The following is a 12,532-nucleotide window of genomic DNA, read 5'->3' on the forward strand; positions in this document are numbered from 1 at the left end:
CAATTTCGGGTCTTTCCAGCAAAGTTTCATCAGGAGCGCTTCATGAATGCAGTAATCGCAGCGGTCGGCATCATGCTGATCCTCAGCCTGTGCCGCGTGCACGTGGTGGTCGCGCTGATCGTCGGTGCCCTGGCCGGGGGTGTGCTCGGCGGCTTGGGGCTGGAAGGTTCGCTGTCGGCGTTCAACCGGGGGCTGGGTGGCGGTGCCACGGTGGCGCTGTCCTATGCCTTGCTCGGTGCCTTCGCGGTGGCCATCGCCAAGTCCGGCCTGGCTCACGCGCTGGCCGACAGGGCCCTGGCGCTGGTCGGCAAACAGGATGCGCAGGGGGGTGGGTTACTCAAGTGGCTGTTGATCGCGTTACTGCTGACGGTGGCAATTGCCTCGCAGAACGTGCTGCCGATCCACATCGCCTTCATTCCGCTACTGGTGCCGCCGTTGCTCTATGTGTTGAGCAAGCTGCAACTGGATCGCAGGCTGATCGCCTGCGTGCTGACTTTTGGCCTGATTACGCCCTACATGTTCCTGCCGGTCGGCTTTGGCGGCATCTTCCTCAACGAAATCCTCCTGGCCAATGTGGCCAAGGCCGGGGTGGATGTGACGGGCATCAGCATCACCGAGGCCATGGCGATTCCGGCGCTGGGCATGCTGTTCGGCCTGCTGGTGGCGGTGTTGTTCAGCTACCGCAAGAAGCGCGTCTATGACCTGGCGAAGATCGAGCAGGCCGAGCGCATCGATGTGGCCTACAACCCGTTGAGCCTGCTGGTGGCCGGTGTGGCGATTGCTGCGGCATTCGTCGTGCAGCTCTGGCTGGACTCGATGATCATCGGCGCCCTGGTCGGTTTCGTGATCTTCTCGGTATCCGGGGTGGTGCGCTGGAAAGAGGCCGATGACCTGTTCACCGAAGGCATGAAGATGATGGCGATGATCGGCTTCATCATGATCGCCGCCGCTGGTTTCGCCGAAGTGATGAAGGCCACCGGCGAGGTCAAGACCCTGGTCGACAGCGCGGCCGAGCTGGTCGGGCAGGACAAGGCCATCGGCGCGCTGCTGATGCTGCTGGTCGGCCTGCTGGTGACCATGGGCATCGGTTCGTCGTTCTCCACCGTGCCGATCATCGCGGCGATCTTCGTGCCGCTGGGCGTCCAACTGGGGTTCAGCCCCTTGGCCATTGTCTGCATCGTCGGTACTGCCGGCGCCCTGGGCGATGCCGGATCGCCGGCCTCGGACTCGACCCTCGGGCCGACCTCTGGGCTGAACGTCGACGGCCAGCACAACCATATCTGGGACAGCGTGGTGCCGACCTTCCTGCACTACAACCTGCCGCTGCTGGTGTTCGGCTGGGGCGCGGCGATGCTGTTGTAAGTCAATGCAGGCTGCTCGGGGTTGGCGTCGGGTCGACAAATAACGAGGCCTGTCGGCGCTGGGCTGGCACTTGACGGCTATTCTGCTGACTAACCAGAGATATCCTAATGCCAGTACCCAGCCATGTTGCCGCCCAGCATTGAACAAAAGACCTTCCTGATCCTGTTGGTCGGCGTGACCCTGGCCTTCGGCTGGCTGCTCCTGCCGTACTACGGTGCGCTGTTCTGGGCGGTGGTACTGGCGGTGGTGTTCGGCCCGGTGCAGCGGCGTCTGATGCTGCGCATGGGGGGGCGGGGCAACATGTCGGCGCTGCTCACCCTGGTTATCTGCCTGCTGGTCGCGGTGCTGCCGGTGATCGTGATCACCGGCATGCTGGTCCAGGAAGGGAGTTCCATCTACGAGCGCCTCGAGTCCGGGGAGCTCGACATCGGCATGTCTGTGGCACGGATGAAGGACATGCTGCCACCGTCCCTGCAACGTCTGCTCGACAGTGTCGGCATGGGCAACTTCGATGACCTGCGTGAGCGAATCGCCAGTGCTGCCCTTGCGGCTAGCCAGTTCCTCGCCACCAAGGCCTTCGACATCGGCCAAGGCACCTTTCACTTTGTTGTCGGTTTCTTCGTGATGCTCTACCTGCTGTTCTTCTTCCTGCGCGATGGCCCGGAACTGACGCGCAAGCTGCGCATGGCGATTCCGCTGGGTGCCACGGAAAAGCGTCGTTTGCAGATCAAGTTCACCCGGGTGGTGCGTGCCACGGTGAAGGGCAATATTGTCGTGGCGATTATCCAGGGCGCTGTCGGTGGGCTGATCTTCTTGCTGTTGGGTATCCCCAGCCCATTGCTCTGGGGCGTGCTGATGGCATTTCTGTCCCTGTTGCCGGCTGTGGGTTCGAGCATCGTCTGGGCGCCAATTGCCGCTTACCTGCTGCTTAGTGGCAGCATCTGGCGCGGGCTGGCGCTGGTGCTCTGCGGGATCTTCGTGATTGGCCTGGTGGACAACGTCCTGCGACCGCTATTGATCGGCAAGGACACCAAGATGCCGGATTATCTGGTGCTGATCTCCACCCTCGGCGGGCTGACGGTGTTCGGCCTCAACGGTTTTGTCATCGGCCCCTTGATTGCCGCGCTGTTCATCGCCACCTGGGATCTGTACACCAGTGACAAGGTCACCATCAATCTGCCCTGAACCAGGCGGTTACCGGATGATCCCCGTCAGCCCGGCGTGTTGCACCAGATCCAGCAGCGGTTGCGGGTAGACGCCGAACACGAAGGCCAGCAGGGCGACCAGCAGCAGCATGATCCCGCCAGCCCGCTGGCCCCAGTTGAACGGCGCATCGTGGCGGCGCAGGTTGGGTTCAACCATGAACAAGGTGACCATTACCCGCAGGTAATAGAACACCCCGATCGCGCTACCCAGTACCAGCGCGCCGAGCAGCCACCAGAGTTCGGCCTGCACGCCGACGGTGATGATGTAGAACTTGCCGATGAAGCCCGCGGTCAGCGGAATGCCCGCCAGTGACAGCATCATCACCGTGAGCACCGCGGTCAGGTAGGGCCGCCGCCAGAACAGCCCGCGGTATTCGTACAGCGCGTCGCAGTCGCGGCCGTTGTAGGGCGTGGACATCAGGGTGACCACGCCGAAGGCACCGAGCACGGTCAGCACGTAGGTGGCCAGGTAGACGCCGACCGCTTCGACCGCCAGACCCTCGCTGGCGATCAGGGCGACCAGCAGGTAACCGAAGTGGGCGATCGAGGAGTAGCCGAGCAGGCGCTTGAGGTTGCTTTGCAGCAGGGCCAGCAGGTTGCCGAAGAGGATCGAGGCGACTGCGATCAGCGTCAGCAGGTCGTGCAGCGCCGGACTTGCGGCGGCGGGCGACAGCTGGAACAGGCGCAGCAGCACGGCGAACACCGCCACCTTGCTGGCGGTGGCGAGAAAGGCCGCGACCGGTGCCGGCGCACCCTCGTAGACATCCGGCGTCCACAGATGAAAGGGCACCAGCGACAGCTTGAACGCCAGCGCCACCAGCATCATGGTCATGCCCAACTGCACCAGCGGACCAGGTTGCGCGGCCGGCGCCAGGATGGCGCCGATCCCGGCAAAGCTCAGACTGCCGGCGTCGGCATACAGCAGGGCCATGCCGAACAGCAGGAACGCGCTGCCTGCGGCCGACAACACCATGTACTTGAGGCCAGCCTCCAGTGAGCGCTTGTTGAAGAAGGCATAGGCGACCAGCCCGTAGGTCGGCAGCGAGAGCAGTTCCAGGCCGATGAACAAACCGGCCAGGTGCTGCGCGCTGACCAGTACCAGGCCACCGGCGGCGGCCAGCAGCATCAGCAGGTAGAGTTCTTCGCGGTTGCCCGGGTAACCCTTGGCCTGCTTCTCGCCGAGGTAGGCGTGGGCCAGGGTGATGCAGGCCAGGGTAGCGACCAGGATCAGGGCCATGTAAAAGCAGGCGAAGCGATCGACCATCAACAACGCGGTGACTGGCAGCGGGGTGACCTGTAGCGCCGGGAGCAGGGACAGCAGGGCCAGGTTGAGGCCAATCACCGCGAGCAGAAAACTCTGGGTATGGTTGCGCCGCCAGGCGATCCCGAGCATCACCAGCACGGCGGTGGCGCTGGTGATCAGCAGCGGCAGCAGGGCGATGAAATGATGCAGAGTCAGGTCCATGAGCGCTACCGGGCCGAAAGCAGTTGAGAGAAGGCCGTGGCCAGCCATTGCTGGACGCCGTGCATGCTCGCCGCCGAGGTGTCCAGCACCGGCTGCGGATAGACCCCGAGCAGCAGCAACAAGCCGATCAGGCCGAGCATCATGCTCAACTCGCGGCCATCCAGGCCCTGTAGTGGTCCTTCGGCTTTGGCCGGGCCATAGAACGCGCGCTGGATCATGATCAGCGAATACACCGAGGCGAGTACCAGGCCACCGGTGGCGATCACGGTGATCAGCGGGGCGACCTTGAAGGTGCCGAGCAGGATCAGGAACTCGCCGACGAAGTTGCCGGTGCCGGGCAAGCCCAGCGAGGCGGCAGCGAAGAACAGCATCACCCCCGGCAGGTAATTCAGGCGCCCCCACAGACCGCCCATGAGGCGCAGGTCGCGGGTGTGCAGGCGCTCGTAGAGTTGGCCGCAGAGGATGAACAGCGCCGCGGCGGACAGACCGTGGGCGAGCATCTGGATCACCACGCCTTGCAGTGCGAGCTGAGTGCCGGAATAAATACCGATCAGCACGAAGCCCATGTGCGACACGCTGGTGTAGGCGATCAGGCGCTTGATGTCGGTCTGGGCGAAGGCCAGCAGGGCGCCATAGACGATGCCCAGTACGCCGAGGCCCATGGCGATCGGGGCGAACTCGGCCGAGGCATTGGGGAACAGTGGCACGCCGAAGCGCAGCAGGCCGTAGGCCGCGGTTTTCAGCAGGATCCCGGCCAGGTCCACCGAGCCGGCGGTCGGTGCCTGGGCGTGGGCATCCGGTAGCCAGGAATGCAGCGGCACCACCGGCAGCTTGACGGCGAAGGCGATGAAGAAACCGAGCATCAGGGTGTATTCGACTGCCGGGTCGAGTTTGGCTTGCAGCAGCAGGGCGTAGTCGAAGGTCAGCACGCCGCTGCCGTGGAAGTTGGCGAATACCAGGCCGAGAATCGCCACCAGCATGATCAGGCCGCTGGCCTGGGTGTAGATGAAGAACTTGGTCGCCGCGTTGATCCGCGAAGTCTTGCCGTCTGCCGCGCTGTGGCCCCACAGGGCGATGAGGAAGTACATCGGCACCAGCATCATTTCCCAGAAGAAGAAGAACAGGAACAGGTCCAGGGCCAGGAACACGCCGATCACGCCGCCGAGAATCCACATCAGGTTGAGGTGGAAGAAACCGACCCGTTTCTGGATTTCCTGCCAGGAACAGAGCACCGAGAGTACCCCGAGCAGGCCGGTGAGCAGGATCATCAGCAGCGACAGGCCATCCAGCGCCAGGTGCAGGCTGATGCCGAAGCGTGCGATCCACGGGTACTTGAACTCCAGCTCCCAGGCAGGCTCGCTGCCGCCGCTGGGCGCCAACTGGAAGTCGCCCTGCTGCCACAGCCACAGGCTGATCAGCAGCACCAAGCCCATGGTCAGCAGCGCCAGCCAGCGCGGCAGGGTGCTGCTGTGGCGCTCGGCCAGCCAGCAGAGCAGGCCGCCGATAAAGGGAATCAAGACCAGCCAGGGCAGAATCACGCGGTCACGCTCCTTGGTTCCATGATCAGAGCACCTTCAACAGGCCGAGCAGCAGCACCGTGCCAGCGGCCAGGCTTAGCGCATACCAGCGCAGCTGACCGGTCTGGCTGCGACTGAGCAGCAGGTGCAGAACCCGCGCCAGGCGTGGCAACAGGCCGATGCTGCGGTCGAACGGGTCTCGGCGCAGCACCCGGCAGAGCCACAGGTAGGGTTTGACGAACAACCGGTCGTAGAGCCAGTCGAAGCCCCAGGCGGCGAACCACCAGGCACTGAAGAAGCGCCCCGGCGCACTGGCGGCCAGGCGCCTGACCAGTTCGCGCTGGCCGAGGAACAGGGCCGCGGCAGCAGCGATGCCAAGCACCGCGATGAGGCCGGAGAACAGTTCCAGGCTGTGTTTGCCTGCGCCGCCAGCGTGGCCGACGCTGTCTGGCAGCACCCCGGCCAGGGGCGGCTCGATCAGCGCGCCGACGAAGGTCGAGAGCAGCATCAACAGCGTCAACGGCAGCCAGTAGGCGACGCCCTGGCCCGCGTGGGCCTCGGTCTGCTGCGGGCCGTGGAAGACGATGAAGATCAGACGGAAGCTGTACAGCGAGGTCAGCACCGCACCGACCAGCCCGGCCAGCAACAGCGGCTGGTTACCGCTGGCCAGGGCTTCCCAGAGGATTTCATCCTTGGAGTAGAAACCGGCCGTGACCAGGGGCAGGGCGGCCAGTGCCGAGCCGCCGACCAGGAAGCACAGGTAGGCCAGCGGCAGCGGTTTGCGCAGCCCGCCCATTTTGAAGATGTTCTGCTCGTGGTGGCAGGCGACTATCACCGCACCGGCGGTGAGAAACAGCAGGGCCTTGAAGAAGGCATGGGTCATCAGGTGGAAGATCGCCGCCTGCCAGGCGCCGACGCCGAGGGCAAGGAACATGTAGCCGATCTGGCTCATGGTCGAGTAGGCGAGAATGCGTTTGATGTCGGTCTGCACCAGGGCAGCGCAACCGGCCAGTAGCAGGGTCACGCCGCCGACCATGCCGACCAGGCCCAGGGTCAGGGGCGTCAGGCTGAACAGCGCGTGGCAACGGGCGATCAGGTAGACCCCGGCGGTGACCATGGTCGCCGCGTGGATCAACGCGGAGACCGGGGTCGGGCCGGCCATGGCGTCGGCCAGCCAGGTCTGCAACGGCAGTTGCGCCGACTTGCCCACCGCTCCACCGAGCAGCAGCAGGGTTGCGGTGGTCAGCAGTGGATCGCCGCTGGCGAATTTCTGCGGCGCCAGCGCCAGCATGTCCTGGATATTCAGGGTGCCGAAGGCATGGAACAGCACGAACAGGCCCAGGGCCATGAATACATCGCCGATGCGGGTGACGATAAACGCCTTGAGCGCCGCGCCGCCGTTGGCCGGGTTGCGGTAGTAGAAACCGATCAGCAGGTAGCTGCACAGGCCGACGCCCTCCCATCCGAAATACAGCAACAGCAGGTTATCGCCGAGCACCAGTAGCAGCATGCTGGCGATAAACAGGTTCATGTAGGCGAAGAACCGCGAATAGCCTTCCTCGCCGCGCATGTACCAGGAGGCAAACAGGTGGATCAGAAAGCCCACGCCGGTGACCACTCCGAGCATGGTCAGCGACAGGCCATCCAGGTGCAGGGCGAAACGCGGGGTAAAGCCATCCACCGCCAGCCACTGCCAGAGCACCTGCACATACACACCGTCGACTGGCGTGGCAGTGAGAAACTGCCAGCCGGCAAACAGGCTGAACAGTGCGGCGAGGCCCACCGAGCCGACGCCGATCAGCGCCGTCAGCTGTTCGGTAAAGCGCCCACGGGAGAAGGCCAGCAGGCAGAAACCCAACAAGGGCAGCAGCAGCGTCAGGTAGAGAAGGTTCATCCGTGCATCTCACTGGCAGCGTCGATGTCCAGGGTGTGAAAACGGCGGTACAGCTGCAGCAGTATGGCCAGGCCGACGGCCGCCTCGGCGGCCGCCAGGGTGATCACCAGGATGAACATCACCTGGCCATCGGCCTGGGCCCAGCGACTGCCGGCGACGATGAAGGCCAGGCCGGCGGCGTTCATCATGATTTCCAGGCTCATCAGCACGAAGAGGATGTTGCGCCGCACCATCAGGCCGACCAGGCCCAGGCAGAACAGCACCCCGGCCAGCGCCAGGCCATGTTCCAGCGGGATCGACGCGATCATGATTTCGCCTCATAGCGGCCCAGGTGAAAGGCGACGACCAGCGCCGCCAGCAACAGCAACGAGGCCAGTTCGACCACCAGCAGATAGGGGCCGAACAGGCTGATGCCGACGGCCTTGGCCTCCACGACCCGGGTGCCCAGCACGGCGCCGCTGGACGTGCCGAACAGTACATAAAGCAGCTCACCGAGCAGCAACAGCGTCAGCAGCGCCGGCCCCAGCCAGATCCCCGGGGTCAGCCAGCGGCGCTCCTGTTCGATGGCCGCCGGGCCGAGGTTGAGCATCATCACCACGAAGACGAACAGCACCATGATCGCCCCGGCATAGACGATGACCTCCAGGGCGCCGGCGAAAGGCGCGCCGAGGGCGAAAAAGCACATCGCCACCGCCAGCAGCGAGATGATCAGGTAAAGCAGGGCGTGCATCGGGTTGCGATTGGTGATCACCCGCAGGGTGGCCAGTACCGCGATACCCGATGCGAAATAGAAGGCGAACTCCATCAGCGACTCCTCGACGTCATGGCAGCAACCCCTTGACGTTGACCGGCTTGGCCTCGTTCTGCGCCGCGCCCTTGGGTTTGCCGGCGATGGCCAGGCCGGCGACCCGGTAGAAGTTGTAGTCCGGGTACTTACCGGGGCCTGCGATGAGCAGGTCGTCCTTCTCGTAGACCAGCTGCTGACGATCGAACTCGGCCATCTCGAAGTCGGGGGTCAGCTGGATGGCGTTGGTCGGGCAGGCCTCCTCGCACAGACCGCAGAAGATGCAGCGCGAGAAGTTGATGCGGAAGAACTCGGGATACCAGCGCCCATCGGCGCTTTCGGCCTTCTGCAGGGAGATGCAGGCCACCGGGCAGGCCACCGCGCAGAGGTTGCAGGCCACGCAGCGCTCCTCGCCGTCCGGGTCGCGGGTCAATACGATGCGTCCGCGGTAGCGCGGCGGCAGGTACACCGGCTCCTCGGGATATTGCAGGGTGTCGCGCTTGCGCCAGGCATGGGCAAAGATCATCCCCAGGCTGCGCAACTGGGTGAAGGTGCCATGCAGGATATGTCCGATGTACTTGAACATGGCGTACTCCTCAGGCGGCGGCCAGCACCAGGGCGCCGGTCACCAGCAGGTTGAGCAGGGTCAGCGGCAGGCAGAAGACCCAGCTGAAAGTCATCACCTGGTCATAGCGCGGCCGCGGAATGGAGGCGCGCAGCAGGATGAAGACCATGATGAAGAAGCCGGTCTTCAGGGCGAACCAGATAAACGGCGGCAGCAGCGGGCCGTGCCAGCCGCCGAAGAACAGGGTCACCAGCAGCGCCGAGATCAGCACGATGCCGATGTATTCGCCGACGAAGAACATGCCCCATTTCATCCCGGCGTATTCGATGTGGTAGCCGTCGGCCAGTTCCTGTTCGGCTTCCGGCTGGTCGAACGGGTGGCGGTGGGTGACCGCCACTCCGGCAATGAAGAAGGTACAGAAACCGAGAAATTGCGGAATGATGAACCACAGGTGCTGGTGCTGGTAGTCGACGATGTCGCGCAGGTTGAACGAGCCGGCCTGGGCCACCACGCCCATCAAGGACAGGCCCATGAATACTTCGTAGGACACCGTCTGCGCCGAGGCGCGCAGGCTGCCGAGCAGGGCGAACTTGTTGTTGCTGGCCCAGCCGGCGAACAGCACTGCATACACCGACAGCCCGGCCATGGCGAAGAAGAACAGTAGGCCGATATTGAGGTCGGCCACGCCCCAGGTCGGGGTGATCGGCACCACCACGAAGGCGATCAGCAGCGCGCTCATGGCCATAACCGGCGCCAGGGTGAAGATCAAACGGTCGGCGAACGGCGGCGTCCAGTCTTCCTTGAAGAACATCTTGAGCATGTCCGCGGCGATCTGGAACATGCCGAACGGGCCAACCCGATTGGGCCCGTAGCGATCCTGCCAGAGACCGAGCAGGCGGCGTTCGACCCAGCTGAGCAGGGCACCGAGAATCACCACGCTGAGCAGAATCACCACGGCCTTGAGTACCGCGAGCAGGATCGCCAGCAGGTCGGGGGTCAACCAGTTCATGGCGCCACCTCCTGCAGCGCGGTGACCACGGCGCCGGCGATAACCGCCGGGATCCCGGGCAAGCCGACCGGCAGGCCGATCAGGCCGCTGGCCAGCTCGTCACACACGCGCAACGGCAGACGCAACAGCTGGCCGTCGATGGTCAGCGCCACTGGCGCACCGTCGCCAAGCCCGAGGCGCTCGGCATCGACGCGGCCCAGCGTCACATAGGACGGCGGGATACGCTGTTGCAGCGGCGCGGCGCGGGCGGAGGTTTCTTCGCTGCCGAACAGGTGATGCAAAGGCACGGCCTGCCAGGTGCCAGGTGCCGGCTCGAACGCGGCGGGCACGCCGAACCAGGGCAAGACCGTGCCTTTGCTTTCGATCAGGCGCACGCCCGGATCGCCGGCGCGCAGATGGCCGCCGACTTCGTCCTGGAACTTGTTCCAGGCCTGCGGCGAGTTCCAGCCCGGCGCCCAGGCGAAGGGAATCTGCTGACGCTGTTCCTGGCTGCCGGAATAGCCTTCCATGGAGAAGGCCAGGGCCGAGTCCTGATCCTGCGAGGTGCGCGGCTCGTGCACGCTGATGTTGGCGCGCATGGCGGTGCGCCCACTGTAGCGCAAGGGTTCGCGCGCCAGCTTGAGGCCCTTGATGCGGAACGCGGCATTCGGCGCGGCTTCGCCGATTCGAGCCAATAGAGGATTGCTGGCCGCGCAGGCGGCGGTGACTTCATCCAGTTGGGTCCAGTCGACCGGCTTTCCGAGCAGGGTGCTGTGCAGCGCATGCAGCCAGCGCCAGCTTTCGCGCACCAGGTTGCCGGCGTCGTAGTAGGCGGGGTCGAAGACCTGGAAAAAGCGCTGGGCGCGGCCTTCCTGGCTGACCAGGGTGCCGTCGGCTTCGGCAAAACTGGCCGCGGGCAGCAGCAGATGCGCTTTGCCGCTGGTGGCCGTGTGTTGATGGTCGACGACTATCACCAGCTTGGCGGCCTGCAGCGCGGCGTCGACTCTGGCGCTGTCGGCGCGGCGATAGAGGTCGTTTTCCAGCACCACCACGGCATCGGCCTGAGCGCTGCTCAGGGCCTGCAAGGCTGCGTCCAGCGACTGTTCGCCGAGCCGTTCGCCGAGTAGCAGTGCCAGCCCCATGCTGTTGGCTTCCGCCACTACCGGGCTGATGGAGGCGTTTTTTCCCCGGTTGTGCAAGGCGCTGGCGATGTTCGCGGCCGCCTCGATCAGCGCCGTGCAGCCCAGGGAGGCGCCGCAGACCAGCAGCGGGCGTTCGGCTTCGAGCAGGGCCGCGGCGATACGCTGCGCCAGCTCGGCGGCGTCGCCTGGCAAACCGGGCACTGGCGGCGCGTTCGGGTCGATGGCGTGGGCCACGGCGCAGCCCAGGCGAGCCAGGTCGACCGGGGCGGCATGCACGCACTCGGCGGCGATGTCATCCAGGCGGGTGGCCGCGACGCTGGCGATAAACAGCGGGTTCAGCGCGTGCTGGCCGACGTTGTGCACGGCGGCGTTGTGCCATGGCGCGATGTTCAGCGCGGCGGCCATGGCGGTCGCCTTGCCTTTCACCGCCTGGCGCAGGGCCAGCGCCAGACGGGCGGCGGTCTGGGTCAGGTCTTCGCCGAGGATGAACACGGCATCGTGGCTTTCCGCCTCGCGCAGGGTCGCTACCGGCAGCGGCCCGTTCAGCAGCAGATCGCGGATCAGTGCCAGGTTTTCCAGCTCTGCGGCGGCGATGCCGCAATAGTAGTTGTCGCTGCCGACCAGCTCGCGCAGGGCGAAGTTGCTCTCCAGGCTGGCGCGGGGCGAGCCGATGCCGATCACCTTGCGCGGCCTGAGCAACGCCGCCGCCTGGTCGAGGGCCGAGTCGAGGCCCATCTTCATCTGGCTCAGCATCATCATCGGCTGGCGCGGGCGGTCTGCGCGGTTGACGTGGCCATAGCCGAAGCGCCCGCGATCGCAGAGGAAATACTGGTTCACTGCACCGTTGAAGCGGTTCTCGATGCGCCGGATCTCGCCGTAGCGCTCACCGGGGCTGATGTTGCAGCCGAGCGAACAGCCATGGCAGATGCTCGGGGCGAACTGCATGTCCCACTTGCGGTTGTAGCGCGCCGAGTGGGTCTTGTCGGTGAACACCCCGGTCGGACAGACCTCGGTGAGGTTGCCGGAGAACTCGCTTTCCAGCACACCGTCCTGTATCCGGCCGAAGTACAGATTTTCATGGGCACCATACACGCCAAGGTCGCTGCCGCCGGCGTAATCCTGGTAATAGCGCACGCAGCGGTAGCAGGCGATGCAGCGGTTCATTTCGTGGCCGATGAAGGGGCCCAGGTCCTGGTTCTGGTGGGTGCGTTTGCTGAAGCGGTAACGCCGGCGGTTGTGCCCGCTCATCACCGTCATGTCCTGCAGGTGGCAGTGGCCGCCTTCCTCGCACACCGGGCAGTCATGCGGGTGGTTGGTCATCAGCCACTCGACCACGCTGGCGCGGAACTGCCGGGCTTCCTCGTCGTCAATGGAAATCCAGCTGTTGTCGCTGGCCGGGGTCATGCAGGACATCACCAGGCGTCCGCGCGTGTCGTTCTCGTCGCTGAACTGCTTGACCGCGCATTGCCGGCAGGCGCCCACGCTGCCGAGCGCCGGGTGCCAGCAGAAGTAGGGAATATCCAGGCCCAGCGACAGGCAGGCCTTGAGCAGGTTATCTGCACCATCGACTTCGAACGCCTTGCCGTCTACGTGAATAGTGGCCATGTCTT

10 protein-coding genes are annotated in these 12,532 nt (G+C 64.9%); 2 read left to right on the forward strand and 8 right to left on the reverse strand.

What is annotated here, in order from left to right; translation table 11 throughout:
• Nucleotides 1–42: 42 nt before the first annotated feature.
• Nucleotides 43–1,362, forward strand: coding sequence for a Na+/H+ antiporter family protein (locus tag R3355_RS09720; RefSeq protein WP_318949261.1), 1,320 nt, complete (start codon nucleotides 43–45; stop codon nucleotides 1,360–1,362).
• Between the two features lie 123 nt (nucleotides 1,363–1,485).
• Nucleotides 1,486–2,547 carry an AI-2E family transporter gene (locus R3355_RS09725; protein WP_318961007.1) on the forward strand — a complete coding sequence of 354 codons (1,062 nt, stop codon included), beginning with the start codon at nucleotides 1,486–1,488 and terminating at the stop codon, nucleotides 2,545–2,547.
• Between the two features lie 9 nt (nucleotides 2,548–2,556).
• Here R3355_RS09725 and nuoN read toward each other — a convergent pair whose 3' ends face one another.
• From nuoN to nuoG, 8 genes are read right to left on the reverse strand one after another with little or no spacing between them, the layout of a single operon-like run.
• A complete protein-coding gene (nuoN, locus tag R3355_RS09730) occupies nucleotides 2,557–4,032 on the reverse strand; it encodes an NADH-quinone oxidoreductase subunit NuoN (protein WP_318961008.1) in 1,476 nt (491 codons plus the stop codon).
• Nucleotides 4,033–4,037: 5 nt separating this feature from the next.
• Nucleotides 4,038–5,570 carry an NADH-quinone oxidoreductase subunit M gene (gene nuoM, locus R3355_RS09735; RefSeq protein WP_318961009.1) on the reverse strand — a complete coding sequence of 511 codons (1,533 nt, stop codon included), beginning with the start codon at nucleotides 5,568–5,570 and terminating at the stop codon, nucleotides 4,038–4,040.
• A 25-nt stretch (nucleotides 5,571–5,595) separates the two neighbouring features.
• Nucleotides 5,596–7,443: an NADH-quinone oxidoreductase subunit L gene (gene nuoL / locus R3355_RS09740; RefSeq protein WP_318961010.1), complete on the reverse strand. Its 1,848-nt coding sequence runs from the start codon at nucleotides 7,441–7,443 to the stop codon at nucleotides 5,596–5,598.
• Nucleotides 7,440–7,748 (reverse strand): NADH-quinone oxidoreductase subunit NuoK, encoded by a 309-nt coding sequence (nuoK, locus tag R3355_RS09745; RefSeq protein WP_318949267.1) that lies wholly within the window; start codon nucleotides 7,746–7,748, stop codon nucleotides 7,440–7,442. The genes nuoL and nuoK overlap by 4 nt, the downstream gene beginning before the upstream one ends.
• Nucleotides 7,748–8,248, reverse strand: a complete 501-nt coding sequence (gene nuoJ, locus R3355_RS09750; RefSeq protein WP_318961011.1) for an NADH-quinone oxidoreductase subunit J — start codon at nucleotides 8,246–8,248, stop codon at nucleotides 7,748–7,750. The genes nuoK and nuoJ overlap by 1 nt, the downstream gene beginning before the upstream one ends.
• A 16-nt stretch (nucleotides 8,249–8,264) precedes the next feature.
• A complete protein-coding gene (gene nuoI / locus R3355_RS09755; protein ID WP_318961012.1) occupies nucleotides 8,265–8,813 on the reverse strand; it encodes an NADH-quinone oxidoreductase subunit NuoI in 549 nt (182 codons plus the stop codon).
• A gap of 10 nt (nucleotides 8,814–8,823) precedes the next feature.
• Complete coding sequence (gene nuoH / locus R3355_RS09760; protein ID WP_318961013.1) at nucleotides 8,824–9,801, reverse strand: NADH-quinone oxidoreductase subunit NuoH; 978 nt, start codon at nucleotides 9,799–9,801, stop codon at nucleotides 8,824–8,826.
• Nucleotides 9,798–12,527 carry an NADH-quinone oxidoreductase subunit NuoG gene (gene nuoG, locus R3355_RS09765; protein WP_318961014.1) on the reverse strand — a complete coding sequence of 910 codons (2,730 nt, stop codon included), beginning with the start codon at nucleotides 12,525–12,527 and terminating at the stop codon, nucleotides 9,798–9,800. The genes nuoH and nuoG overlap by 4 nt, the downstream gene beginning before the upstream one ends.
• Nucleotides 12,528–12,532 lie beyond the last annotated feature (5 nt).

Origin of the sequence: Pseudomonas sp., from assembly GCF_033723075.1 — a bacterium.
Lineage (GTDB): Bacteria > Pseudomonadota > Gammaproteobacteria > Pseudomonadales > Pseudomonadaceae > Aquipseudomonas.

What these genes read in the sequence shown, in the direction of transcription:
- nuoI (WP_318961012.1), bottom strand. Translation starts at nt 8,813, where the DNA reads ATGTTCAAGTACATCGGACATATCCTGCATGGCACCTTCACCCAGTTG.
- nuoJ (WP_318961011.1), bottom strand. Translation starts at nt 8,248, where the DNA reads ATGGAGTTCGCCTTCTATTTCGCATCGGGTATCGCGGTACTGGCCACC.
- nuoL (WP_318961010.1), bottom strand. Translation starts at nt 7,443, where the DNA reads ATGAACCTTCTCTACCTGACGCTGCTGCTGCCCTTGTTGGGTTTCTGC.
- nuoG (WP_318961014.1), bottom strand. Translation starts at nt 12,527, where the DNA reads ATGGCCACTATTCACGTAGACGGCAAGGCGTTCGAAGTCGATGGTGCA.
- nuoH (WP_318961013.1), bottom strand. Translation starts at nt 9,801, where the DNA reads ATGAACTGGTTGACCCCCGACCTGCTGGCGATCCTGCTCGCGGTACTC.
- nuoN (WP_318961008.1), bottom strand. Translation starts at nt 4,032, where the DNA reads ATGGACCTGACTCTGCATCATTTCATCGCCCTGCTGCCGCTGCTGATC.
- R3355_RS09720 (WP_318949261.1), top strand. Translation starts at nt 43, where the DNA reads ATGAATGCAGTAATCGCAGCGGTCGGCATCATGCTGATCCTCAGCCTG.
- R3355_RS09725 (WP_318961007.1), top strand. Translation starts at nt 1,486, where the DNA reads ATGTTGCCGCCCAGCATTGAACAAAAGACCTTCCTGATCCTGTTGGTC.